The sequence below is a fragment of the Flagellimonas nanhaiensis genome (genome assembly GCF_003382275.1).
Taxonomy (GTDB): Bacteria; Bacteroidota; Bacteroidia; order Flavobacteriales; family Flavobacteriaceae; genus Flagellimonas; species Flagellimonas nanhaiensis.
On sequence record NZ_QTJX01000002.1, the window covers coordinates 1,034,565 to 1,060,424 of the forward strand.

The 25,860-nt window shown below is 41.0% G+C and carries 25 protein-coding genes; 11 read left to right on the forward strand and 14 right to left on the reverse strand.

Annotated features, from left to right (window positions below; genetic code table 11):
• The first annotated feature begins 34 nt into the window (after positions 1-34).
• Together DX873_RS12220 and DX873_RS12225 are read left to right on the forward strand one after the other, a co-directional pair.
• Positions 35-784, forward strand: a complete 750-nt coding sequence (locus tag DX873_RS12220; RefSeq protein WP_116184703.1) for an SDR family NAD(P)-dependent oxidoreductase — start codon at positions 35-37, stop codon at positions 782-784.
• A 36-nt stretch (positions 785-820) separates the two neighbouring features.
• Positions 821-1,405, forward strand: coding sequence for a TetR/AcrR family transcriptional regulator (locus DX873_RS12225; protein WP_116184704.1), 585 nt, complete (start codon positions 821-823; stop codon positions 1,403-1,405).
• 2 nt (positions 1,406-1,407) lie between these two features.
• Here the strand turns inward: DX873_RS12225 and DX873_RS12230 are convergent, their stop codons facing one another.
• The 3 genes from DX873_RS12230 to DX873_RS12240 are packed head-to-tail and all read right to left on the reverse strand — an operon-like array spanning position 1,408 to position 3,705.
• Complete coding sequence (locus tag DX873_RS12230; RefSeq protein ID WP_116184705.1) at positions 1,408-1,899, reverse strand: DUF6265 family protein; 492 nt, start codon at positions 1,897-1,899, stop codon at positions 1,408-1,410.
• A gap of 36 nt (positions 1,900-1,935) precedes the next feature.
• Positions 1,936-2,637 (reverse strand): SIMPL domain-containing protein, encoded by a 702-nt coding sequence (locus DX873_RS12235; protein WP_116184706.1) that lies wholly within the window; start codon positions 2,635-2,637, stop codon positions 1,936-1,938.
• 42 nt (positions 2,638-2,679) lie between these two features.
• A complete protein-coding gene (locus tag DX873_RS12240; RefSeq protein WP_116184902.1) occupies positions 2,680-3,705 on the reverse strand; it encodes a LacI family DNA-binding transcriptional regulator in 1,026 nt (341 codons plus the stop codon).
• Positions 3,706-3,881: 176 nt separating this feature from the next.
• Between DX873_RS12240 and DX873_RS12245 the strand changes: the two genes are divergently transcribed.
• The 5 genes from DX873_RS12245 (at position 3,882) to DX873_RS12265 (ending at position 11,306) form a co-directional block, all read left to right on the forward strand.
• A complete protein-coding gene (locus DX873_RS12245) occupies positions 3,882-6,548 on the forward strand; it encodes a TonB-dependent receptor domain-containing protein (RefSeq protein ID WP_116184903.1) in 2,667 nt (888 codons plus the stop codon).
• A gap of 88 nt (positions 6,549-6,636) precedes the next feature.
• Entirely contained in the window at positions 6,637-7,953 is a 1,317-nt protein-coding gene (locus DX873_RS12250; protein WP_116184904.1) for an MGH1-like glycoside hydrolase domain-containing protein, read from the forward strand.
• A gap of 10 nt (positions 7,954-7,963) precedes the next feature.
• Entirely contained in the window at positions 7,964-8,557 is a 594-nt protein-coding gene (locus DX873_RS12255; RefSeq protein ID WP_116184707.1) for a GNAT family N-acetyltransferase, read from the forward strand.
• A complete protein-coding gene (locus DX873_RS12260) occupies positions 8,554-10,158 on the forward strand; it encodes a sodium:solute symporter family protein (protein WP_116184708.1) in 1,605 nt (534 codons plus the stop codon). Before DX873_RS12255 ends, DX873_RS12260 begins: the two co-directional genes overlap by 4 nt.
• Before the next feature lie 11 nt (positions 10,159-10,169).
• The gene (locus tag DX873_RS12265; RefSeq protein ID WP_116184709.1) at positions 10,170-11,306 is read left to right on the forward strand and encodes a glycerate kinase; all 1,137 of its coding nucleotides are present in this window, start codon (positions 10,170-10,172) and stop codon (positions 11,304-11,306) included.
• On the opposite strand, the gene DX873_RS12270 is transcribed toward DX873_RS12265, so the two are convergent.
• Genes DX873_RS12270 through DX873_RS12285 form a run of 4 tightly spaced genes read right to left on the reverse strand, consistent with a single transcriptional unit; the run spans position 11,303 to position 13,729 of the window.
• Complete coding sequence (locus DX873_RS12270) at positions 11,303-11,899, reverse strand: GNAT family N-acetyltransferase (RefSeq protein WP_116184710.1); 597 nt, start codon at positions 11,897-11,899, stop codon at positions 11,303-11,305. The two genes, DX873_RS12265 and DX873_RS12270, sit on opposite strands and share 4 nt — an antisense overlap.
• Positions 11,900-11,903: 4 nt before the next feature.
• Positions 11,904-12,167 (reverse strand): Ada metal-binding domain-containing protein, encoded by a 264-nt coding sequence (locus DX873_RS12275; protein WP_116184711.1) that lies wholly within the window; start codon positions 12,165-12,167, stop codon positions 11,904-11,906.
• A 2-nt stretch (positions 12,168-12,169) separates the two neighbouring features.
• Positions 12,170-12,880 carry a 2OG-Fe(II) oxygenase gene (locus DX873_RS12280; RefSeq protein WP_116184712.1) on the reverse strand — a complete coding sequence of 237 codons (711 nt, stop codon included), beginning with the start codon at positions 12,878-12,880 and terminating at the stop codon, positions 12,170-12,172.
• Between the two features lie 9 nt (positions 12,881-12,889).
• Entirely contained in the window at positions 12,890-13,729 is an 840-nt protein-coding gene (locus DX873_RS12285) for a methylated-DNA--[protein]-cysteine S-methyltransferase (RefSeq protein WP_116184713.1), read from the reverse strand.
• A 378-nt stretch (positions 13,730-14,107) separates the two neighbouring features.
• On the opposite strand from DX873_RS12285, the gene DX873_RS12290 reads away from it, so the two are divergent.
• Both DX873_RS12290 and DX873_RS12295 read left to right on the forward strand, forming a co-directional pair.
• The gene (locus tag DX873_RS12290) at positions 14,108-14,962 is read left to right on the forward strand and encodes a helix-turn-helix domain-containing protein (protein WP_181899493.1); all 855 of its coding nucleotides are present in this window, start codon (positions 14,108-14,110) and stop codon (positions 14,960-14,962) included.
• Positions 14,963-15,009: 47 nt separating this feature from the next.
• Positions 15,010-16,185 carry an alpha/beta fold hydrolase gene (locus DX873_RS12295; RefSeq protein WP_116184715.1) on the forward strand — a complete coding sequence of 392 codons (1,176 nt, stop codon included), beginning with the start codon at positions 15,010-15,012 and terminating at the stop codon, positions 16,183-16,185.
• 92 nt (positions 16,186-16,277) lie between these two features.
• Here DX873_RS12295 and DX873_RS12300 read toward each other — a convergent pair whose 3' ends face one another.
• Complete coding sequence (locus DX873_RS12300; RefSeq protein WP_232520909.1) at positions 16,278-16,694, reverse strand: hypothetical protein; 417 nt, start codon at positions 16,692-16,694, stop codon at positions 16,278-16,280.
• 269 nt (positions 16,695-16,963) lie between these two features.
• Here DX873_RS12300 and DX873_RS12305 point away from each other — a divergent pair, with 269 nt between their 5' ends.
• Both DX873_RS12305 and DX873_RS12310 read left to right on the forward strand, forming a co-directional pair.
• Positions 16,964-17,296 (forward strand): single-stranded DNA-binding protein, encoded by a 333-nt coding sequence (locus DX873_RS12305; protein WP_116184717.1) that lies wholly within the window; start codon positions 16,964-16,966, stop codon positions 17,294-17,296.
• Between the two features lie 136 nt (positions 17,297-17,432).
• A complete protein-coding gene (locus DX873_RS12310; RefSeq protein ID WP_116184718.1) occupies positions 17,433-17,855 on the forward strand; it encodes a hypothetical protein in 423 nt (140 codons plus the stop codon).
• 248 nt (positions 17,856-18,103) lie between these two features.
• Here the strand turns inward: DX873_RS12310 and DX873_RS12315 are convergent, their stop codons facing one another.
• From DX873_RS12315 to DX873_RS12340, 6 genes are all read right to left on the reverse strand, one after another.
• Positions 18,104-18,625 (reverse strand): ferritin, encoded by a 522-nt coding sequence (locus tag DX873_RS12315; RefSeq protein WP_116184719.1) that lies wholly within the window; start codon positions 18,623-18,625, stop codon positions 18,104-18,106.
• Positions 18,626-18,694: 69 nt separating this feature from the next.
• A complete protein-coding gene (locus DX873_RS12320; protein ID WP_116184720.1) occupies positions 18,695-19,534 on the reverse strand; it encodes a phosphatase PAP2 family protein in 840 nt (279 codons plus the stop codon).
• Positions 19,535-19,563: 29 nt separating this feature from the next.
• Positions 19,564-20,466, reverse strand: a complete 903-nt coding sequence (locus DX873_RS12325; protein WP_116184721.1) for a histone deacetylase family protein — start codon at positions 20,464-20,466, stop codon at positions 19,564-19,566.
• Positions 20,467-20,469: 3 nt separating this feature from the next.
• On the reverse strand, positions 20,470-21,534 hold the full coding sequence (locus tag DX873_RS12330) for a hypothetical protein (RefSeq protein ID WP_147296655.1): 1,065 nt from the start codon (positions 21,532-21,534) through the stop codon (positions 20,470-20,472).
• Between the two features lie 373 nt (positions 21,535-21,907).
• Positions 21,908-23,989: a methionine--tRNA ligase gene (gene metG / locus DX873_RS12335; RefSeq protein WP_116184723.1), complete on the reverse strand. Its 2,082-nt coding sequence runs from the start codon at positions 23,987-23,989 to the stop codon at positions 21,908-21,910.
• A 149-nt stretch (positions 23,990-24,138) separates the two neighbouring features.
• Complete coding sequence (locus tag DX873_RS12340) at positions 24,139-25,857, reverse strand: DUF1501 domain-containing protein (protein ID WP_116184724.1); 1,719 nt, start codon at positions 25,855-25,857, stop codon at positions 24,139-24,141.
• Positions 25,858-25,860: the final 3 nt, after the last annotated feature.

The window sequence follows — 25,860 nt, forward strand, 5'->3', positions numbered from 1 at the left end:
CCAAAATAAAAATGAAATCAAAAATCACATCAAAATGAAAAAATTAGAAGGCAAAGTTGCCGTAGTAACGGGCGCAACAAGTGGAATAGGCTTGGCGACCGCAAAAAAGTACCTACAGGAGGGCGCAAAAGTAGTATTGACCGGAAGGAGTCAGGAAAAACTGGATGCCCTCAAGAACGAACTCTCTGGAGAATACCTTTTGGTAAAGGCTGAAGCTTCAAGTTTAACCGACAGTCGTGATTTGGTTGACAAAACCGTTCAGACTTTTGGGAAAATTGATGTCTTGTTCCTAAATGCAGGGGTATTCCGCTTGGAAGGAATCAATGAACTTACCGAAGAGATTTATGATGAGGTCTATGACATCAACGTAAAAGGACCTTTGTTTACTGTGCGGTCCGCTTATGAACACCTTAATGAGGGAGCAAGTATTATTTTTAACACTTCAATAGTCAATGTAAAAGGTTTCGCCGGAATGGCCACCTATGCTTCAAGTAAGGCAGCATTACGATCTTTGACCAGAACCCTGGCTGCAGAATTTGGTCCTAGAGGTATTAGGGTAAATGCCATTGCTCCTGGACCTATTGATACTCCCATTTATGGAAAACACAATGTTCCCCAGGAGAATGTGGATCAGATGGCATCGGGCCTTCCCTCTATGGTTTCGCTGGGTAGATTTGGAAATGCCGGAGAGATAGCTTCCACCGCATTGTTTCTGGCTTCTTCGGACAGCAGTTATATAACTGGAGCCGAAATTCCTGTGGATGGCGGTTTGGCCCAGGTATAGTTTTTGAATAAATTTGGAACATATATTCCAAAATATATGCCGAGGACGAAACAATTTAATGAAGAAGAAATATTGAACAAGGCCATGGAGCTCTTTTGGGAAAAAGGGTTCCATGCCACTTCAATACAAGATTTGGTATCACATCTGGGAATAAATAGAGCCAGTTTGTACGATACTTTTGGAGGAAAGGACGAATTGTTCAACAAGGCCTTTGCTCATTACAGGAGCATAACCGGAAATATGCTCAACTCTATTTTTGGAGATACGGAAAACGTTAAGGCCGGTTTTCAAAAACTTTTTGATAAAGCCATTGAAGAAACCTTGGAGGATGATTCCAGAAAAGGTTGTTTTGTGGTCAATACTACTACTGAACTTATTCCTGGGGACAAGGCTTTGCTCAATATTTTGTGTGAGAACAAATCGAATCTGGAGGCTCTTTTTACCCGTTTTATCCAAAATGGAATCGATAGTGGTGAGCTCCCTAAGTCTTTGGATGCAGAAAGCACCGCTTTAATGTTGTTTACCATTTATAACGGACTCCGTGTTGTGGCCAAAGTGGACCCGAACCCCATAAAGCTGAAAAAGACGGTCAGTGCAGCACTTTCGGTGCTGGATGGATAGGGTTACTGATACCTTTTGTAATTAAAGACCAACTCCTGTGGGTTTTCTGATTCTTCAATAAGCACATAGACCCTCATTTCATTTTGATTCACTTTCTCCATCGTGAGACCTTCAAAAAAGACTTTGTCTTTTTCTAGCTTAACCAGTTTAAAATCTACCGTTTCATCTTTGGTTTCCCATCCCTTTAAGTTGCCATTAAAATGTTTGAGTTGCATCAAAAGCGTGGAATCAACCTGAATAATGTGCCCAATTTCATAAAAGGAGACCTTATCTTCATTGACTAACCGGAATGAAAACATCATGGATTCTCCCATGGGAGGACTCCAAATTTCCTCTGCGATGCCACCTAGAGCTTCACCCCGCCAATGCCCGGTTATCCATTGGACGTCATCCAAGGTTGCTTTAGGAGATTGTTGTCCTTCTTTTAATTGATGTGTGTTTTGCGCATTACCTAGGCTAAAACCGAATAGTGTAAGTAAAACCAGAATTCTCATAAGATGTCCATTTTCCTAATGACGAACGGAGACATTTTATTTGGACAACTCAAATTTTACATTGACGGAGGTTTCCACTTTAATTTTTTCAAAATCTATGTCCAAAGGTTCTGCTTCAGCCATATCCATGGCCATGGTTTTCATTTCCATTCGGGGGGCTTGGTTGTATCTGGCGTAGTAAGGAGTGGATGTGTCCATAATATGAATGGCTGCACCTACCTTTTGCCCCAAAGGAGCCGTTAGGGCCTCTGCTTTTTTCTTTGCCTTTACTATGGCTTTTGATTTAAGCTCTAATTCCAGTTCGTCCATTTTGGAGTATTCGGTTTTCTCCAAATAGGTGTTGGCGATGTCCAATTTCTCCAAGGCCACCATAACCTCCCCGGCCTGTTTTCCAGAGTACACCAAAAGTGAATATTGTTTGCTTTTCAGCACATCTTTTTGACGTAAAAAGTACTTCTTAAAATTGCTGCTCAAGTCTTTGATGACCAATTGCTTGTCCAAATCTATTCCCAATGCTTTTAAACGCTGGGCCATTTTGTTCTCTTGCTCCTCAACAGACTTTTTTCCTTTGGAATCCTTCTCTTGGATGGTGATATTGAGATAGATTTTGTCAGGAGTGACTAGAGTGTCCACTCGAGCCGAGGTTTCCAGGTAAGGCACATCTAGAAAGTTTTTGGTCTGGGAAAATGCAGTTAGACTAACTAAACAAAAGGACAGAAATAGTATCGTTTTTCTCATGGTTCTATTTTTTTGAAGCTAATTGCAACTTCCATTCCAAAGTTACACCTTAAAAGATGAATCTCTTACGATAAGGTTGGTTTTGATTTCTATGGTTTTGGTCGTGGCGTCCTCCTTTGGATTTTCAATTTCGTCGATAAGATATTTCACGGCAGTTCTTCCGATTTTGTTTCCGGGTTGGTCTACAGTTGTCAAGGAGGGATTTATGATAGTGGAACTGGCGGAGTTGCTGAAACCTACCACCGCAATTTCTTCTGGAACCTTGACCTTGAATTTGTTCAATGCCTTTATCACTCCTATTGCCGCACTGTCTGTTATTGCAAAGATGGCATCGGGTCTTTTCTTTAAGCTCAACAATATGTTCGCCATCATTCTGCCCTTGGTCAGCGAAATATCCTCTGTGCTCAGAATGATTTTTTCATCGATGGGCAATCCGTGTTCCGAAAGTGCCCTAAGGTAACCTTGATAGCGCTTTTCAGAATTGAATGACCCTTCTGTTTCCTTAATAATCGCAATCCTTCTCTTTCCGGTGTTAATAAGATGCTCCACGGCATTGTAGGCAGCTTCTTCTTCATTGATCACCACTTGAGTACAGGGAATCTTGCTCGAGACCTTGTCAAACATCACCAAAGGAATACGGTTGATGACCTTCAGAATATCATCTACGGATTTGGTCTTTCGGGAAAGTGCCAAGAGCACGCCATCTACACCAAATTGCATCATGGTCTGGAGCATTTCCGATTGCTTTTTTTCATCATTCTTGGATTCAGAAATAATAACCCGGTAGCCTAGGTTTTCACCTTCTTCCAAAATGCCCTTTAGCACAGTCGTGGTAAAATAATGGGAAATATTGGGGACCACCACACCCAATATATGGGTTCGATGACTCCTAAAACCACTGGCGAATAAGTTTGGTACATAATTATGCTTTTCAGCCAGCTGTTTCACCTTGTTTCTGGTTGTTTCACTAATATCAGGATGATCGTTCAACGCTCGGGATACTGTGGATACCGAAAGATTGAGCGCATTGGCCAATTCTTTTAATGTTACATTTTGCTTCTTTTTCATGTCTCTTGACAACCTAGATGATATATTTTTTCGGATTGCAAACGTTTGCGAAAACGTTTGCGTGCTAAAATCGCAATTTTTCAGGTAAATCTTTAAGGTATTCAAATAATTTTAGTCCGTTACTGATGAAAACACAACTAAACTCAAAAAATGTTTCACTAATAATTTTAAGTATCATGAAAAATTTAGTCTTTGCGGTACTTGCTCTATTATGTATGGGAGCGAGCTTTGCACAAACGGAGATTACCGGAAATGTAAAAGACAATTCCGGGGTTCCAATTTTAGGGGCCAATGTTATAATTCTCGGAACTACCGAGGGTACAACTACTGATTTTGATGGTAACTTTGTATTATCTACAAGTCTTACAGGAAATCAAACAGTCAGGGTTTCTTATGTAGGATTCACTGCTGTGGAAACACCAGTGGAGTTGAATGGTTCCACAATATCTTTAGATATTGTTCTTGATGAAAGCGGACAACAGTTGGATGAGGTCGTAATTACGGCATCCACCACATTTAGGTCCCAAAAGCAGGCACCTCTATCGATCAGTTCAAAAAAGATTGCAGAAATCACCAAGTTATCTGCCAATAGCCAGGCTGACATTCTAAGGGATGTTCCAGGTATTACCGCTGAAGGTGGTGGTGGTGAAACGGCCACAAACCTATTTGTAAGAGGTTTGCCTTCAGGAGGACAATATGTTTTTAATCCTTTACAGTATGATGGAATGCCTTTGATGAGCACCTTCGGTCTCAACTCATCAGCACATGACGTTTATGCAAGACCCGATATCGGTTTTAAAGGAGTTGAATTTGTTCGAGGTGGTGCCGCCGTGCTGTATGGAGCAGGTTCTGTAGCTGGAATTATTAACTACACCAGTAAAACAGGCGACCTAAATCCAGGAAACGTTATCAATGTTGAATGGGGAAGTAGGGGAAGATTAAAAACAGATTTCTACACCGGAGGTAAGCTGGGAGGAGATGATTCCAATACATTTTATGCCTTCACAGGTTTTGTTCGTAAGGATGATGGCCCCATAGAAACAGGATTGACCACAAGAGGTGTCCAACTAAGGGGAAACATTAAAAAAAGATTTGAAAAAGGTTCTTTTACCATCCATGGTCAATTTATAGATGACAAAGCGCAGTTCTTTTTGCCCCTGCCCCTAGAAGGCGGTTCCAGGGAAAGAATTGCTGGAAATGACGGGGATGATGTGGAACAGCTATTATCCGGGGAACTTGCGGAAACGTCCTTCCTTACACCCGGAGGAGTATACAAAAGCCCTATTGAAGATGGTGTGTCCACACAAGGAGGCTACATAATGGGTGAATTTTCTTATAATTTCAATGATGATGTACGGTTCAAATCCAAAATCAGATATGCCAATTACAAACATGATTTTGCACTTTACGTAGGAGGTAACGGCGATTTTGGGAATCCAATTACACTTTCGGATTATGTATCGGAAGTTGCTCCTGGAAATCAAGGATTCAATGCCACCTATCAAGGAGGCAGTGGCGATCAGATTAGCAGCGGTGACCTAGTAGTTGAAAACCTTCATATTGACCGCCTTCGACCTATGACGGATTACGCGGGAGAGGCCAATCTTATCTATAGGTCTCCCGATGGAAACCACACCTATACCTTAGGAACCTTTTTGTCCAGAACAGAAGCAGAGGATGTAAACTATCAATATCGCGTGTTGTCTGAGTTCAACAATAACCCAAGATTGGTCAATTTGAGCTATACAGATGGTGCGGGAGGAAATGTAATCTTTTCCGAAGGAGGAATTTATAATCGTATTGGAATGACCTCAAATAGATTCTTGACCCAAAGTAGAACAGCAGTATATCTAACAGATGAAATGGTATTTGACAGATGGCGTTTTGACGTTGGACTTAGAGTTGAATCCACTACAGGAACCTTTAGCAATGGAGGTCTGGAAGAAACCGAAGTGTACTCGAACCCTGAATTGACTCCAGAGTTAAGAAATGTACGCTTTGCTGATGGAAGCTTTACCAAAGCGGAGATCAATGATACAGATTGGGCCATTTCCCTCGCAGGCCTTTATGAGCTTACGGAAACCACAAATCTATATGCAAACTTCTCTAGAGGATTCTTCTTTCCACAACAAAGAGGTTTTGCACCCACCCCAGGGATTAGGGAGTCCAATTACGAGGCTGAAACCATTCTACAAGGTGAGGCCGGGGCAAAATTTGGCACCTCGGTGTTCTCAGGTTCGGTGGCTGGCTACTTTGTAACCTTACAGGATAGAATAAGGATTGATCAGGCCATAGTAGGAGGTCAGTTGGTAGATCAGGGTAGAAGTGAGCAGACCACACGTACGTTTGGACTCGAAGCTACTGGGAACGTGAGGTTTTCGGATTACTGGAGTCTAAATGGAACAGCAACCTATCAAAACCATGAAATCACCAAAAATGAAACCACAGACTTGACAAACGGCCAGGTCTCAACCATAAACGAAGGAAATGAGATAGGCAGGCAGCCAAACTTCCTTGGAAGTGTCGCATTAAATTTTGATGACCGTAAGTTCGATGCCAATTTCACCTTGAACCATACCGGAAGTAAATTCACGGACGATAGCAATAATGTAGAGCTTGATGCCATTACCATTGCACGTTTGGGTGCCGGATATACATTTAGAACGGAAGATGTGAATTCCATCAGACTTGGTTTCTCTGTCTTCAATCTTTTTGATAGTGATGGCTTGACCGAAGGTAACCCCAGAGCTGGAATCGCAGGTCAATCGGCAGATGGAGAATTCTTTTTTGGTCGCCCAATTTTGCCAAGAAGATTTTTCCTGACAGCAACGTTCAATTTTTAATAGGTAAAAAAATAGTTTAAGTTAGTTTTTTAGTTCATGCAACATATTGGCGGCCTGATCACCGCCAATATGTATTTATAAAATGGTTATGAGAGAGCAATTGATAAACAGGGCCATAAAGGTACTTGAGGACAATTATCAACCAGGAGGTTTTACAATTCCAAGTGAAGGATTGTATCCCTTTCAATGGAAATGGGATTCAGGGTTCATTGCCCTAGGGTTTGCCCATTTTGATTTGGAAAAGGCCAAAAGTGAGATCAAGACACTGCTGGATGCGCAATGGGAAAATGGGTTCATCCCTCATATTGTTTTCCATACGGATAGCGATTCGTATTTTCCAGGGCCAGATTTCCATCAATCCGACTTACATCCTCAAGCTTCGGAAAAATACCGTTCCACTGGAATGACCCAACCACCGGTCACAGGGTTCGTTTTGGAGAGATTGCTGGAGATAGCAAATGAGGATGGGGATATGATGGAATTTGTAAAAAGTCAGATAGACAAGGTCTATACAAATCACATCTATCTCTATGAGAATAGAGATGTGGAAGGCAACGGCTTGGTGTACATATACCATAATTGGGAATCGGGGACTGACAATTCCCCTATATGGGACGATATCTGGGAAACCATGGACCCACCGGAGTATCAGTTTGAAAGGAGGGATACCTCGCATGTGGATCCTGCCCAACGACCATCAAAAAGGGAGTATGACCATTACTTGTACATTATTGATATAGCCAAGCAACATAATTACGATGATGCTAAAATTGCAGAACATTCCCCATTCCTTGTTCTGGACCCGCTGTTCAACTCCATGTTGATTCGATCCAATGAAGCGCTCATCAACTTGTACACCAAAATAGGTGGAAACGAAGAAAAGCTATCGTATCTAAAATCAAAACAAGAACAGAGCATAGCTAGTTTAAATGAGAAACTTTACAACAGTACTCTAGGAGCCTATGTTCATTTTGATTTAAGGAACAACAAGCAGATACCTTATGTTTCCTCTTCGTCCTTTACACCCTTTTTTGCTGGAGCACCGGATAAGGAAAAAGCTGAAGCCATGGTGAACACCTTACAGCAAAAATTTGGAGGAGAAGGGCGTTATCTATGCGCATCGTTTGATCCAACCCATGACCGTTTCAACCCAAGAAAATATTGGAGAGGTCCTGTGTGGATAAATCTAAATTGGATCCTGTTCCATGGGCTGAATAGATATGGATATCATGATTTGGCAGATCGGGTAAAAACCGACTCGCTGAAATTGATTGAAAATTATGGATTTCATGAGTATTTCGATTCAAGAAAGACCAATCCCGATACCGACAACAGTGGATATGGAGGGGACAATTTCTCATGGAGTGCCGCACTGCTGATTGATTTAATGAATGATAAATCCTAAACACTGAACCATGTCATTCAACTTTACCAAAGATTATGTGCTTGAAAATGATAGGGTAAGGTTGGTTCCGTTAGAGGAAGAACATTTTGAATTGCTACAGGATATTGCCCGGGAAAAAGAACTTTGGACTTATTTCCTGGGTAAATCCAATGGGTATGCTGACTTTGAGAGGTATGTGAAGAATGCTTTGGAAGGGAGAACTGCAAAAAAGGAATATTCATTTGCAGTTTTTGACAAACGCCATAAAAAGTATGCCGGGAGCACTCGTTTTTTTGATTATGATGCTGATTTGAATACCATTCGTTTGGGCTACACTTGGTATGGAAAAGATTTCCGAGGTTCTGGGCTGAACAAAAATTGTAAGTACCTTCTTTTTCGGTTTGCCTTTGAACAAATGGGTTTTGAACGGATTGGATTGGGAGCCCATGCCGAAAACAAGGTAAGCTTGGCAGCTATGCGGAGTGTAGGATGCATACAGGAAGGGGTTGTACGAAACCTTTTTCCGTCCATTCGTGGACAGGGAAGGTCACATGCGGTCCTTTTGGGAATCCTAAAAAAAGAGTGGTTTAACACGGCAAAAGAAAACCTAAAAAATAAATTATGAATTACGTTGATTACATCATTATAGTGGTCTATTTGGTTGGGTTCTTGGGAATTGGATACTTCTTCAAGGAAAACAAGAGTTCAGGAGATTATTTTTTAGGAGGCCGAAGCATGGGCTGGTTGCCGCTAAGTCTTTCCACAATGGCCACACAATTGTCCGCAATAAGTTTCATTTCCGCACCTGCTTTTGTAGGATTGAAAGAAGGGGGAGGGCTACAATGGTTGACCTATGAATTTGGGGTGCCCCTTGCCATGGCATTTTTGCTGGTAGCCATAATACCTTCACTGTATAAATCTGGTATTGTCAGTGTTTACGAATATCTGGAAAAACGTTTTGATGCATCCTCAAGGTTATTGATAAGCTTTGTGTTTCAAATAAGTCGTTCCGTGGCCACAGGCGTCATGGTCTATACCATGGCATTGATTTTACAGGCAACCGTCGGTGTAGATTTTTGGATTTCCATTTTGATTATTGGCGTCATTACCCTGATTTATTCTTTTCAAGGGGGAATGAAAGCGGTGATATGGGGAGATGTCATTCAAATGGTCATTTTGTTTTTGGGAATCATTATTTGTCTTATTTATGGAATTAGTGAGTTGGGAGGTTTTGAAAATTTCTTGACCCATGTGGATAAGGACCGTATAACAGCAGTTGATTTTAGCAAATGGGGATTCAACAATGCAGACCAAGGAGATGAGTTTGGTTTTTGGCCCATGGTTATTGGGGGCTTTTTCCTATATGCATCCTACTATGGAACCGATCAGACCCAATCTCAAAGATTGCTATCGGCAAAAGGGATGCCCACCATCAAGAAACTATTACTGGCCAATGGATTGTTCAGGTTTCCCTTGACCCTGACCTATTGTATCATGGGACTTGTTCTAGGAACGCTGTTGTTGCAAGATGTGGGATTTCAGGAAATGATGGATTCCGTTTATCAATCCAATATTGATTCATTGGAAGGAAAAAGGGCCGATTTGATGGTCCCCGTTTTTATCATCAATTATTTGCCTAATGGGGTTATTGGTATTTTGATTGTAGCAATTATGTCGGCGGCCATGTCGTCTTTGAGCTCCACGGTCAATTCCCTTTCTGCGGTTACTATGGAAGATTTTGTTAAGCGATTCAACCCTGATATGGGCGACAAAAAATACGTTTGGAGCTCTCGTTTACTTTCACTTTTTTGGGGATTGGTCTGTTTGTTCTTTGCCTTTTTTGCCGGAAAGATTGAAGGAACAGTAATTGAAGTGATCAATAAAATCAGCTCCATTTTTTATGGTCCCATCTTGGCTGCTTTCATTCTGGCGATACTTACCAAAAAGACCCACGCATTGGGCGCCAATATAGGAATCATCGTAGGGGTTGTTTTCAATATGTACCTATGGCTATATGTACCCGAGGTCTTTTGGTTTTGGTGGAACGCCATTGGTTGTCTGGTAACGGTCGTTGTAGCAATGTTGGTCAGCTATTTGGTCAAGAAAAAAGCCAATGAGGGCTTGGAAGTAGTATATTATTCAGGTAAAAAAGAGATTATTATCTTAGCTTCATTCTTCTTGTTCATTGTGGTATTGAGTATGTCTTTGCCAAGTATTTTTAGTTAATATTGCTTCAGATGAAGTTTGTTGTTGCTCCTGATAAATACAAAGGGTCCCTAACGGGACATCAATTCTGCGAAGCTGTGGAGAGCGGCATCAAAATGGTCTTTCCAGAAGCAACTATCGTTAAAAAGCCGTTGGCAGATGGTGGAGATGGAACCATTGAAGTGGTCCAAGATTATTTAAAGGCTTCTACGGTAAAAGTAATTGTCAAAGACCCTCTTTTCAGGGACATTACTTCAGAATATTTGCTTTCCAAAGACGGTAAAATAGCTTTTATTGAAATGTCCGAAGCCTCTGGGTATAAGTTATTGACCAAAAAAGAAATGAACTGCATGCACACCACATCTGTTGGCACGGGTGAAATGATTGTGGATGCAATTGATGGAGGTGCGAAGGAAGTCGTGTTGGGAATTGGAGGGAGTGCAACCAACGATGGGGGAATGGGAATGGCCACCTCCTTAGGATATGAATTTTTGGATGTGGACAACAAAATTTTAAAGCCCACAGGTGAAAATTTGATAAATGTAAGCAGGATTAAAAGGGCCAAAATCCATAAAAAGCTAAATGAAGTCCAGATTAAGGTTGCCTGCGATGTAACCAACCCTTTGTATGGAGAAGATGGTGCTGCCAAGATATATGGCCCCCAAAAAGGAGCATCTTCCCAAGAGGTAGAGTTTTTGGACCAAGGATTGAAAAGTTTTGCCAAAGTATTGCATGCAACCTTTGGGGTTAATGTACAAAACATACCAGGTGCAGGAGCTGCTGGAGGAGTTGGAGCGGGAGCAGTGGTTTTCTTGAATGCCAGTCTGACCTCAGGGGTGGACCTTATCATGGAGATGGCCAATTTTGAAGAAGCTTTGGACCAGGCCGATTGGGTAATTACTGGAGAAGGTCAGTTGGATAATCAAACACTTTCTGGAAAAACCATTAATGGGGTAATAAAGTCTGCGAAAGCTAAAGGCATCCCTGTAGCGGCCCTTTGTGGGTCGGTCAATATTTCCATCGAACAGATTGAGGAAATGGGATTAGATTATGCCGTTTCCATATTGAATCAAGTAGGGGACTTGGAGAAAGCCAAAGCAACTAGCTATAGAAATTTGGAATTGGCCAGTTATAATTTTGCCCGCTTGCTCAAACAAAGTTTGAGTTAGTATTTCTTGTTCATTCTATACTCAAGCGAATACTTTACCGTTGGCCACTCACTTTCCAAAATGGAAAAAACAACGGTGTCTCTGTAATTGCCCTGTGGGTCTATTCTATGATTTCGGAGAATGCCTTCTTGTTTGGCCCCCAACCTTTGAATGGCATTTCGGGAGGCGAGATTGTGGGCATGTGTCCGAAACTCCACCGCAATGGCATTTAGTGTTTCAAAAGCATGTTGTAGCAAAAGGTACTTGCATTCTGTATTGATTCCTGTTCGTTGTACCCGTTTGGCATACCATGTCGCACCAATTTCCAGACGTTTGTGGGGAGCTTCCACATTCAAGTATCTGGTGGAACCTACGATTCTATTTGATGCCTTATCAAGTATTACCCAAGGTTGAGCAGAACCCTCTTTTTGGGCATTTAGGGCATCCTCAAGGTAAGCATCGATATTTTTTTCCGAGGGAACCGAAGTAAACCAAAGTTCCCATAGTTTTCCATCTGAAGCCGCATCCAACAAATCCTTTTTGTGGGATTTTTGTAGCGGGACGAGTTTGACCAAATTTCCTTCCAAGGTTATCGGACTCAACCAAGTTTGCATAGATTCAGCTTTTGTTATCAAAGATAACCTTATTATTTTTCCAATCTACATATTTGGAACGAAGACAATGCCCGCAGGGACGAAACCCTTCTAAAATAGCTTCGTCCTCCGATTTAAAGAAAACCCGGTTTTCAGTCTTCATTCGGTTACCCGATTTGCAACCTAATGTCCCATAAATCTTGAGCTTTTTATTTCCGGCCCAAAGTATTTCCTTTTGTTTTATAGCTTTGAAAAGCTCAATGGAAGAAAGTTCTGCATGAAACAACATAATCAAGATGTTGCATCGTGAAAGATTACCCCCATGGTGTACCGTTCCCCTGAACGCACCTCGCTTACACCATGTCTCATGGAGACTCTATAGAAGCCTTTCTTGCCCTTGATGGGTCTGTAATTTGTTGTAAATATGAGCATGGAACCTTTGGGAGGATGCAGTACAATAGCTTTGGATTGAGCTCTAGGAACCTGTTGGGTCATCACAAACTCACCTCCAGTGTAATCTGGCCCATAGTCGTTGAGAAATAAAACTGCCTGCATCGGGAAATAGACCTCCCCATAAAGATCTTGATGCAAAGTGTTATACCCTCCAGCCCCATATTTCAAGATTAATGGTGTGGCCAACAGCTGCCCATGATCAATACATTGTTGATGCAATACAGCCAAACTGTCCGGAAAAATTACATCTTTCTTGAGATCTTTCATCCATTGGTTGGCAATGGGGACCAGTTTAGGGTAGACAAATTCCCGTATTTCTGAAATTGTTTCAGGAAGGGGGTACTTAAAATATTTATAGGTGCCGCTTCCAAAACGGTAACGCTCCATTTCTACTGTTTTCCTGTAGAGGGTTGAATCTTGGAACCCTTCAATTAACTGGTCGCATGTGTTTGAATTCAACACATTTTCCACTAGGGCATACCCTTTTTTATAGATTTCTTTCTGAACACTGACCCAGTCATGGGTGTTCAGACCATCGATTGTTGACATGATTGTGTTTTATTGAATTTGAGCCGCTTCCCAACCGATGATGGCGGTCTTCCGTGAACTGTCCCAACGGTATTCGCCTAAATCTCCTGTGGACTGAATTACCCTGTGGCAGGGGATTAAATAGGCAACAGGATTGCTGCCAACTGCAGACCCAACCGCTCTTGACGCTTTGGGCTTATCGATTAGCTTGGCAATGTTGCCATAAGTAGCCAGTTGTCCTTTGGGTATCCGAAGCAGAGATTCCCATACCTTCAGCTGAAAATCCGTTCCCTTTAAATGTAGTTTTAGCTTGGAGATTTGACTCCAATCATTGGCAAAGAACATTAGGGCGTTTACCTGGGTTTGATCTACCCGTTGATGGTATTGCGCTTTCGGAAACTGTTTTTTTAGATCGTACAGTCCTTTTTCCTCATCATCGGTAAATGCTACATGGCAGAGACCTTTGGGCGTAGAGGCAATGGTCACCAATCCAAAGGGACTTTGGGCAAAACTGTAGTTAATGACCAAATTTTCACCTTGATTTTTATATTCCCCCGGGGTCATTCCTTCAATGGAAATGAAAAGGTCGTGTAGTCTGCTGGTACCTGAGAGTCCTGTTTCTATAGCTGCATCAAAAAGGGAGGCGCTTGATTCTTCCAAAATGCCTTTGGCATGTTCCACGCTGATATATTGCAGAAATTTTTTGGGACTTATTCCTGCCCATTCCTTGAACATTCGTTGAAAATGATAGGGACTTAGGTGGACCTGTTCTGCTATTTCATCCAAAGAAGGTTGGGCCTTAAAATTTTGCTTTATATGGGCAATGGCCTTGGCAATACGATTGTAGTTGATGTTTTTTTGTTCACTCATAACCTTGCTTTTTCAATACTCCAAAAGTAGGATGGTAAAATAGAGTGTGAAACCCGATTCTTGCTTTCATCAAAAAACAAAAACGCTGCAAAATACAAGATTAATTGCTTTTTTAATTGAGGCAGAGTTTGTTGCGTCATCATCAAATATTTTGAAAAAGGACTAATTTTAGAATCGCGGTATAAATTCTGATAATTTATATGAACGGACACTCTCCAATGTGATTCTATGGATACGATGGGTATACTTTTTATAGTGATAGGGATTCAGGGTGTCTTTTTGGCCTTTGCGCTCTTTCAAAAAAAACATGTTCCATCCACTTTATTAGGGATTTTGATTTTTTTGATAGGCATTGATAGCCTGTCCCATGTCCCTTTCATGAAAAAGCATTTGTTCTTGATAAATCATGGCAACTTGTTTGCAATGGGGCCATTGCTCTATGTGTTTTTGTTGTCAATCAATGCAAAAAGGAACAAAATTCGGATTCACCTCCTACATTTGGTTCCATTCGTATTGTTCAAGCTTGCTGTGGTTATTGTAGACCTGGCTTCTGTCCCAGTGTCTGTTCAGTTTGGAAAATGGATTAGTTATATCATGGCATTGTATTGCTTGGGGTATTCCTTTGGCAGCCTTTTCTATCTGATAAGGAAAAGCAAGTTGTTCTCCAAAATAGATGTGCGTTATCTCTATACCTTGATAGGTATCTTCTTGTTGGGATGGTTATTTTCGATAGTGGCCAGAATAGTAGAATCATCAGACTATGGAATAGGCCAGATAATTTGGCAGATAACCTACATTATTGCTGGTCTGTTCATTTACTTCATCTCTTGGAGCATGATCAAAAACACAAAGATTTTGGTGCCACGCACCTATGTTTATGATAAAAATCCGGATTTTGAACAGCGACTGAAACAACTCTTTGATGAAGACAAGATGTACCTGAACCCTACGTTGACACGCCAAGACATCGCAAAACGACTTAATCTGTCCAATCATGAAATTTCTTATCATTTAAGCCAACATCTAAAGACATCTTTTACTGATTTTGTGAATGGGTACCGCATAGAAGAATTCAAAAGAAAATTGGAAAAAAACGATAACCCCAATTACACTTTTTTGGGAATGGCACTGGATTGTGGGTTTGGATCTAAGGCTTCGTTCCAAAGAGCATTCAAGAAAAAGACTGGAAAGACCCCATCAGAGTACAAAAAAGAGGTTCAAAAAATTATTTGAGTCGATTCAATCTTGGGTTTTGGTTTCATTTGACCAAAACTTTAAAGATGAAAACAAGAACAATACTGATTCTTTTATGGAGCATTTCGCTGTTCCATTCTTTTGGGCAATCCAAAGAGGCAAAGTATATATCCAAGAAATTTGCCTTGGAGCACCAATATGAAGGCGATTTTACCACAGTTAAAAATACCATAGCCGGATATGAACCCTATCGACCCTATTTAAAATATGTTTTGGTGGGGTTTGACGCTTACAAACTGGCCTACTGGACAGATATTGGAGGCGAGGAAAAATGGTTGAGTGGATCTATACTTGTTCCAAAGGAATACAATGAAACGAATAAAAATGTTCTGATGTTCTGTCATGGAACCATTTTTAATCAAGATGTTCCCTCAAATTGGAATTCTCCCATTCATATAGAGGCTCTTCCGGCCATGGGTAACCGAATTACTTTTTTGCCGGATTATTTGGGCTATGGAACCAGTTCCGAAGATGTGCCGGCCTACATGCAAAAGAAAATCACGGTGCAACAGCTTCAAGAGTTCGTTGAATATGGATTTATGGCATTGGAAAAGCTAGAAGTGCCTTTTTCAAAACAAATGGATGTGGTGGGATTTTCCCAAGGAGGGCATGCAGCTCTGGCGTTGGCGGAGAGTCAGTCAGAATCCAAAAACTCAATATATGATTTGAAGAATGTGGTAAGTATTGGTGGACCAATAGACATTAATGAGAACCTGGACTATATTCTAAAGAAACAGACTTTTGCAAGTGCGGCCTATCTCACCTATATTTTTGGCAGTTATGGCCATTACTATTGGGAAAATAATGTCTCGGGAATTTTTAATGAACCTTATGATCAGCTCACAAAGGACTTTGCAAATGGCAATTCAACTTTGAAGATGCTAAAGGATTCCACTACAGTGGATATTAGAGCACTAATGAATCCCAAGTTTTTGGAAGACTTTCTTGGCAATAAAAATCACTGGATGCGAAAAGATTTTGCTTCAAACAGCATCACCCCTTTTGAGACAGATATCCCGGTGTTGCTGATTCATGGAATAAAGGATGAAGATGTACCGTTCGCCACTACCAAAAAGTTCTTCAATGAGCTAAAAAAACAAAACGAGGTCGAGAAGGTCACTTTTTATCCTTTGGATAACCTAAACCATATTGAAAGTGGATTTTTGGGCATACAGTTGGCCTTGGATTTTCTTACTGATTAGCAACGGGTAGACGCCAACATGCAATACGGGACATGCCTAGGGTACAAAAGGTTCAATATACCATCGAGCCTAAAATGTATTATAACAGGGTTTTAGTTCCCTTCGCTCAGCGAAAAGCTGCCATCTCCGTTGAAATTGGTCAACGTAATCGTCACTGACCATATACCGGACGCGCCCGAATCGGTAACCCCTGAAAAGGAATCCGGTTCGGTTGCCCCTTCCAAAGACCTGTCAAGAACTACATTGCCGTCTATATCTCTGACCACAATGTTGAAGGTCCCGGCAGCCGTGGAGGTAATATCTGCATTGTAATCCGCACGACTAAGGTTATTCTGCCACATAAAAGTTCTGGTAGCACTTCCTCCTGTTCCGGTGAAATCACCATCAACGTCTCCGTTAAAGTCATCGCCATTGTCGAACGCTACACCATTTACGCGTACACGTACCGTAGTGTCATCGTCATCACTGCAACTTACAAATGTGGTCGCCGCCACCATTGTAAGGATCATAAAGAAATATTTTACCTGTTTAATGACAATTGTAAGATTAGATGTTAGGTATTATCTATAACGGATTTAGTGGGTGATTAGTACGTTTGAACCCTCCTGAACCAGAAAAGAATCTAGGAGTAACAGTTATTGCATACAATCATTTACATTCGTTTACAAACGAAAGCAAACGATTACATACCGATTTATGATTTTTACCACCCTTAAGTTTGCCCTGTCGAATGATAAGAGTTCGATAGTATTAACTGTTTAACGCAAAAATTAAAATCATGAATTCACTTAGAAACAAAGTACAGTTGATTGGAAACTTAGGAAATGATCCCGAAATGGTAACCTTGGAAAATGGTAGCAAACTGGCCAAATTTTCCATAGCAACCAATGAGTCATACAAAAACGCTGAAGGGGAGAAGGTGACCGATACCCAATGGCATAGTATTGTTGCCTGGGGCAAACTGGCGGAGATTGCGGAAAATTATTTAATCAAAGGAAAAGAGGTTATGATTGAGGGTAAACTGATGTCCCGCTCTTACGAGACCAAGGAGGGCGAAAAGAGGTACATCACGGAGATAAAATGCAATGAATTGCTGATGTTGGGCAAATAAGGCCCCATACAGATAATCGACAAAAGGGGGCGGCTTGCCCCCTTTCTTTGTTTTAGCTATTTTTTAACGTTAACTTAAAGAGAGCCAGTGTTATATAAGAGGGCTTTATACGTCTAATGTAGTAGAAGATGGTGGCATGAAAACTGTAAAATTACTTTTGGTCATAATGATGTTCGGAACAAACTTCTCTGTTTGGTCCCAACAGGAAGGAAATGTCCAAGGGTTGTGGTTTTATGAACAGCTGGCTCATAGAGATGCTGCCTATGAAATAGAGCTTCAAAACATAAATGGTCAGGATGAGTTGGACTATTGGGTGGATCAAAGCAATTTTGAGCGGCATTTAGGCAAGGCAAATTTTCCAGCATATCTCGCCTACATGAAAGGAAAGAAGGAAGCCTATAAGTCCCATTTACAAAAATGCAACGACGGTTGCTCTTTTAGCTCATTGTATTTGGCCAAGGCAAGGGAATATTTGTCTTTGTCGGATTCAGAATTTCTTGGCGGATATAATACGGACAATGTAGCACAACATATTCCCAGAAAAAGAAAATTGAAATAAAAAACCGCCTTAAGGCGGTTTTTTTAAGCTACTCTTTTGAGCAAATCAAAACAAGGACAGCGCTTGCATCGCTTGTTTTCGCTCTTTTTATATTTTTTACAGCATTTGGTCTTGCAATTGGTCAAGGACAATTCTTTGAGCAAGGCCTTGTGCTGTTTCTTTTCTTTCTTCTTTTTTCCCATTGCGGATAAGCAGATGGGTCAAAAGTAGTTATTTTAAATTAATCTAAATAAAAGATTTATCAACAATTATTCTCCGGCCATATCCGAAGCGGCACTTTCCACCGTAATTTGCTGCACGTCGCGGTCAAATAGATAGAGTCCTCCCTTATCATTGCCAATCAAATTGATTTTATCAAGGATGGTTCTTGCCAAAGCCTCTTCTTCAATTTGTTCCGCCACATACCACTGTAGAAAGTTATGGGTGGCATAATCCTTTTCTTCCAAGGTTACGTGAACAAGTTCGTTAATGCTGTTGGAAACAAAGATTTCGTGTTCATAGAGTTCTTCAAACATCTTTTGAAAAGAACCAAAATCTATCTTAGGAGCTTTTAGGTCCGAAATCTGGGCATGTCCGCCTCGTTCGTTTACGTATTTAACGAGTTTCAGCATGTGCATGCGTTCCTCATCTGAGTGGCTGTACATAAAACCGGCAATTCCTTCCAGACCTTTTACTTCGGCCCATGATGCCATGGAAAGGTATACTTGAGAGGATTCGGCTTCTATGCGTATTTGATCGTTAAGTGCTTTTTCGAGTTTCTTTGATAACATATTTTATCTGTTTTGCCTTATAAAATTACAAAATGAGCTAGACTATGACCAAAAGTTTAGTGCTCCTTCTTAAAAGCGAAGCACCATTCCCACCGTATTTGGACCAAAGGTCAGGTTCCAACTTAGCTTTTTAGAGGTGTCGTTGTACTTCTCATCGTATTTTGAATCTAAATATCTGTCTATGGATTCCACAATGAAGATGCTTAACGCCGTACTAAAAGCAACATCTGAAATCCAATGGAAATCGTCCATCACGCGAACAAGACCTGGAATCATGCCCACGGTATAGAGTCCAGCTTTTACCCAGGGACTTTTAAATTGTTTGGCAATTGCATAAGCATTACTGAAGGCCAACATGGCATGTCCGGAGGGAAAAGAATCATAGTTTCGTACCCGATCGAGGTGAAAGGGATCGTAAGTACTGGATGAGTCACCACTCTTAGGTCTTGCCCTTCCTATGATTCGCTTACTAACTTGCTGAAAAAAGCCTCCAGCAGTGGCCGAAGAAATCAGCAGTACCCCAGTACGTCTCAGTTTTTCGTTTTTAGTGAACAGTCCAACCAAGTAAACACCTCCAGTGAGCATATAATTGTTCTCGGGACTTCCATATTCATGGCCGTAATCAAGCAAAAAATCCGGAACATCCTGATCAAAACCATTCGTCCAATCTTGAATTTCATCATCAACAGTAAAAAGTAGAAGCGTACCACCCGTTACGTAGCCAAAATTGGCCCAATCGTTTCCTTTCCAGTGAAAAGGTCTGGAATAGGCATGGCCCACACCTCCAAAAATGTTGCCCATATCATAGGTAAAGTCGTTCCACAGGGTCTTTTCCTTTTGTATTTCCAATTCCTGTGCTGTAAGCGGAAGCACTGCAAGTAAGATTATAAGCTGTTTCAAGGCTTTCATAAGGTTGATTTTGAAATAAGTCGTTAAAATTAGAAATAAATTTCCTGTGCCAATCGAAAAGTATTGGCATGGGCTTCTACAATGGTCTTGATATCTGGGGAATAGCCACCTCCCATGCTGCACTGCACGGGAATCTTAGTGTCGAAACAGGTTTGAAGAATATAGCGGTCCCTTTCCTTGCAACCCTCTAGGGTCATTGAAAGGGTGCCCAGTTTATCCGAGGCCAAAATGTCCACACCACAGAGATAGAAAATAAAATCGGGCTGTAAATTTTCCAAGAGCTGGGGAAGCGTTCTTTTTAAAATGGCTAGGTATTCTTGGTCAGTTGTTCCCTTTTCTAGGGGAATATCTAAATCCGATGTTTCCTTCTTAAAAGGATAATTTCCCTTGCCATGCATGGAAAAGGTGAAAACAGAATGGTCGGTCTCAAAGATTTCGGCGGTACCATTGCCTTGATGGACATCCAAGTCCACAATCAAGATGTTTTTGGCCAGACCTTTGTTAGTCAAATACCTTGCCCCGATGGCTTGGTCGTTGAGCATGCAAAAGGCTTCTCCACGATTGGTATAGGCATGATGGGTGCCTCCGGCAATGTTCATGGCAATACCATGTTCCAGGGCAAATTCGCAACCTTTTATGGTGCCATCGGCTATGATACGTTCCCGCTGCACCAATTCTTCACTTAACGGAAATCCAATTTTTCGGATTGCACTTGAAGAAAGTTCCAGATTTGTTAAATCGAGATAGTAATTTGGGTCATGGGCTGCCAAAATGTGTTGGTCTTTAGGAAATGCAGGCTCAAAAAAGTTTTCTGGCGCACAAGTTCCCTCGTGGAGCAATTGTTGGGGCAATAGCTCGTACTTGATCATGGGAAACCGGTGCCCTTCAGGTAAAGGATGTTTATAGATGGGATGACAGGCTATTTTGAGCAAAGGCTATTTTTCAAATTTCATTAAAGAGTACGTCTTTTCTTTTTTATTGTAGAATCCATACAGAAAATAATCCTCTTTTCGAAGAACCGTTTCCAATTTTAATTTCTTTTTAAGTACTGTATTCTTTAGGTATTTGGACTTTAACGAAATTCGGTCAAATACATTGTTTTGGTTTTTTTTGTCTATGTGTTTTAGCGTTTTATTATCAAAAAGTAATCTTGTGAAAATTGACCTGCTGCTGGTATAGGAACCATAACTCCATGATATTGGCGCTACTGTTGTTCCTATAGAAGATAAGGAAGCTCCGGTAGTAAATCCATTTGATCCCGGAGTCACTATAAATTGTTTTGTGCCACCCAAAGTAATATCTAGTTTACCACTATTTTCAAAGGCATAAATTCCAACTTCTGAGTTTGATAATTTTCTAAAAAACTCTTTAGCAGAAGAAATTTTGGTTTGGCTATTTTTAAAAGGTGAAGAATAGGGAGAATTTCCTTGTTGAAGTATTGGAGAGTTTTTAAAGAAAAAGTCTTCATTTTTTTTAACCGAGTGTTCAACGATTTTTTTTCTGGTCTCTAGATCATGCACACTTAAAACCAGAAATTCGGGAGAAACTAAAAGTTGAAATAGTCTATTTCCATTAACAAATGAATTGGATTTTTTGGCGTCACTTGCTCCAATATTTTCTACAAAAAAAGAAGAGTTTACAGAATCATTGAGGTTTAAATTTATTATTCGTGTTCCGTGTAACCTATGATCAAGAGAAATCCTTAAATAATCTTTATTGGGATAGATTTTAATTTTTTTGAAAACTATTTCCATAGAATAAGGGATGTCCTCCTCTATGATTTCTGTTTCTTCTTTTTTTAACAAGTTCCCCAGTACCGTTGAATTATTATTTGAATTGTAAAATGAGAAATTGGACAAGTCATGCGTCAGTACAGTATGTCCATCTTTTTCAAAGGAGTATATTTTGATAATTGATTCTCCATTAAGATAAGTCAATAGATAGAATCGGTTTTGGAAATTTACAGTAGAAAGAAATCTTTCATGACTTTCAAAATTCAAACTGAATTGTTTGGCAAAAAGTTCCTCCCCTTCTTTTATGGACATCAAAAAAAAGCCATCTCCGCGATAATTTGAAAAATACAAATTGAGACTATTATCAGAACCAAGATTGTATCCATGAATTCTTGGAAAGGTTTCTGGGGGTTTTGGAAAAATCTGCTCCTCTTTCCCTCCGTCATTTTTAAAGATGACTCGAGCGATTTCCTTACTATCGACAAAAAAAATGTTTGGTTGCCCTAAATCATCTATCACAGACATTGTTTCCTTTAAATCGGGGAAGCCTAAGTTCAAATCAATTTTATTAACTATCTCTTGTGAAAGACAAATTTGAAGAATAAAAAATGAAAGTATTAGATGGAAGGAACGCATAAGCCTAATTAATAGTTTCTCCACTCCCAACACCATCTTCATCCGGATTTACAAAGACCAGTTTTCCTTCTTGATTTTCGGTCATTAAAATCATGCCTTCACTTTCCACTCCTCTAAGTTTTCTTGGAGCCAGATTCACCAATATCGTTACTTTTTTGCCCACAATATCTTCTGGCTTAAAGCTTTCCGCAATACCTGAAACAATGGTGCGTGTATCCAATCCGGTATCTACTTTTAAGACCAAGAGCTTGTTGGCCTTGGGCATTTTTTCGGCTTCCACAATGGTGCCCACACGCATGTCGAGCTTAGTGAAATCGTCAAAAGTGATGGTGTCTTTTTGTGGTTCGACCTCTTTTTCCATTTGTGCATTTACTTTTTTGGTGGCTTCCAGTTTGTCCAGTTGTTGTTGAATTTCCTTGTCCTCAATCTTTCGGAACAACAACTCACTTTTGTTGATCTGGTGATTGGAAGCTAATAGCGTTTTATCGGAATTGACATCTTCCCAACCTAAAGATTTCTCACTCTCGTTCGAAATGACATTAAGAATGGATTTTAGTTTCTTGGAAGTGAATGGCAAAAACGGTTCACTTAATATGGCTAGTCCAGTGGCAATCTGAAGGGCTACATACATAACGGTTTTTACCCGTTCCTCATCAGTTTTTATCAATTTCCATGGCTCTTCATCTGCCAAGTATTTGTTGCCCAATCGCGCCAAATTCATCAACTCCTGGCTTGCTTCACGGAAACGATACCTATCCAATGAATTAGATAGAATTTCTGGAAAGCCCTTTAGGGCTTCCAAGGTTTCCGTATCCACTTTTTGAAGCTCATTAGGAGAGGGAACAATCCCACCGTAGTATTTATGGGTCAGTACTGCCACACGGTTTACAAAATTGCCAAAAATAGCAACCAACTCATTGTTGTTCCGTGCCTGGAAATCTTTCCAGGTAAAGTCATTGTCCTTGGTCTCAGGCGCATTGGCGGTCAATGCGTAACGGAGCACGTCCTGCATGTCGGGAAATTCTTCCAGATATTCGTGCAACCACACGGCCCAATTCTTTGAAGTGGAAAGTTTGTTGCCCTCCAAGTTTAAAAATTCATTGGCAGGAACATTTTCCGGCAGAACAAAATCTCCATGTGCTTTGAGCATGCTGGGGAAAATAATGCAGTGGAAAACAATATTGTCCTTGCCGATAAAATGGAGCAATTTGGTGTCTTTGTCCTTCCAATAGGGTTCCCAGTCTATTCCTTCGCGTTCTGCCCATTCCTTGGTAGAGGAAATGTAGCCGATAGGGGCATCAAACCAAACGTAGAGTACTTTGCCTTCACCACCTTCAACAGGAACGGGGATTCCCCAATCCAAATCACGGGTAACCGCACGCGGTTTTAGTCCATCGTCAATCCATGATTTGCACTGTCCATATACATTAGGTTTCCAATCGTTTTTGTGGCCTTCCAGAATCCACTCTTTCAAGAAGCCTTCATATCGATCTAAAGGTAAAAACCAATGTTTGGTCTTCTTTAGCGTAGGAACGCCTCCAGTAATCGTAGATTTAGGATTGATGAGGTCTGTGGCGTTCAAAGAGGACCCACAATTTTCACATTGATCCCCATAGGCTTCTTCATGACCACAACGGGGACAGGTTCCTACCACAAAACGATCTGCCAAGAATTGTTGGGCTTCTTCGTCGTATAATTGTTCGGTTTCTTCTTCAATAAAATCGTTCTGATCGTAAAGCTTTTGGAAGAAATCCGAAGCGGTCTTATGATGGACTTCCGCTGAAGTCCTTGAGTAGTTGTCAAAGGTGATACCGAAATCTTCAAAGGATTTTTTGATGATGCCGTGGTATTTGTCGATAATTTCCTTTGGAGAGACCCCTTCCTTTTTGGCCTTCATGGGAATCGCTACCCCATGTTCATCACTTCCGCAGATAAAAGCCACATCATGCCCTTTTAGACGCAGGTAGCGCGAATAAATGTCAGCAGGAACGTAAACACCGGCCAAATGCCCTATATGAATAGGACCGTTGGTATAGGGTAGGGCTGCGGTAATGGTATATCTTGAAGGCGTTTTGGTCTGGGCCATGAAAAGTTTAATTAGGCACCAAAAATACTGATTTTACGCAAAGCCTTAAGGGGTATTCCAAAAAAAGGAAACCTCCGAATAGTGCAGCCCAAAATTGGGGTGGGGGATGCCCTATCGGAGGATTTCTGGAATATGTATTTTGGTCCTGATTACATGATCATCACGGATTTACTCATTCTCTGGTCACCAACGGAAATTCTATATATGTATTTTCCGGTGGACAAGCTATCGCGCATACGCTCCCGAATATTGATTTCGGCAGAACCTTCCAACATCATTTCATTGAAAACGGTACCCACTTTTTGTCCCAAAATATTGAACAGTTCAATATCCACATGGGCCGCAAAAGGCATTTCCAAATGAATGTGAGGTGCACGTTCTGTTGGATAGTATGGGGTATGTACAATGGTATTCAACAGTTCTGGGTCTGGATCAGTACCATCAGGGCTAGGTGGAGTGTCCGGTAAAGTCGGTGGATCGTTATCCATGGCAATATCGTCAAAGGTTTCACCGCTACAGTTGAACCCAAGGTCTATTGCCTGATACTGATATCCTAACAAATGTTGTTCTACAGAAGCCCTAGGTACACATAACCATTCTGCCAGAACGGTACCATATAGATTTCTAAAATCCATGGTGTACTCTAGGTTACCTCGGCTGTTTGGACTATCCAAAGAAGGGTGGTCACCTACAAAGGCACTTCCACTCAAACCGGAACCAAAGAAAAGGGTAGGAGCCGCTTTCCCGTGGTCCGTTCCGTTAGAACCATTTTCAAAAATCCTTCGTCCAAATTCTGAGAAGGTCATACTCAATACCTTATCATCTTGTTCTGTACAGGCCAAATCTTCATAGAAGTTGTTTACGGCGATGGACAGATTGGACATTAAACGTTCATGGGCAAGAGGTTGGTTACCGTGGGTATCAAACCCGCCCATGGAAATCATATAAACTTTAGTTCCAAGACCTCCTTTGATCAATTTGGCCAAAAGGGACAATTGCCTTGCGAAACCATTATCCTGATATTCTACACACCTTAGGGCATCGCCACGCTCGTAGGCTTCATGAATTTTGCCGGCATATTCATAAGTGGTATTGGCAACTCCTCTTAAAAATCTCAGCTGATCACCGTACATACAGTCATCAAAAGGAGCATTCTCAATTTCATAAAAGGAACCGGTTTGGGCAATTTGCTCCAATTGATCCACATTGTTGGTCACGAAGGCGTAATTGGTCTCTTCGCCTTGGAAAACTAAATTGGCCAAACTTCCTATTTGAATAGCAGCAGGAGCTTCAGGTGGGTTGATCAAATAGTCTGGATAAAGGTCTTCAAAGTGCCTTCCCATCCAACCTGTGTTCAACCCGGAAAAACCTGTGGTTGTCAAATCGGTGTTGGCAAAAATATCGGACCCGGTAAAATGGGATAGACTTTGGTTATCGTATCCTACACCATGAACAGCTTTAAACTGTCCTTCTCCCCAAAGGGGTTCCAGTGAACCCATGTAGGTCGGAATTCCAAAATCATCGGTAAGTTTTAGGACTTTACTTTCGGGAATGTAAATGTTGGGCCTTGCATTAGCATAAGAATCGTATTGTTGAATCGGGATTACAGTACTTAATCCGTCGTTACCACCAGAGAGTCTGATCAATACCAAAATATTGTCAGTTTCGGCAGCTGCAACTGCAGCCGTTAATGGTGATGGCGCTGAAGCGGATATTAAGTTGCTTCCCAGGAACATGGAACCTGATCCGGCTATTCCCAAAGCTTGGATAAAGGAACGCCTGCTCCAGTTTTTGTGTTCTAAATCGTGGCCTTCGTGTTCTAAGCCTTTGTGTGGGGTTGTATCGTGATTATGATGAGTATCGCACATGGT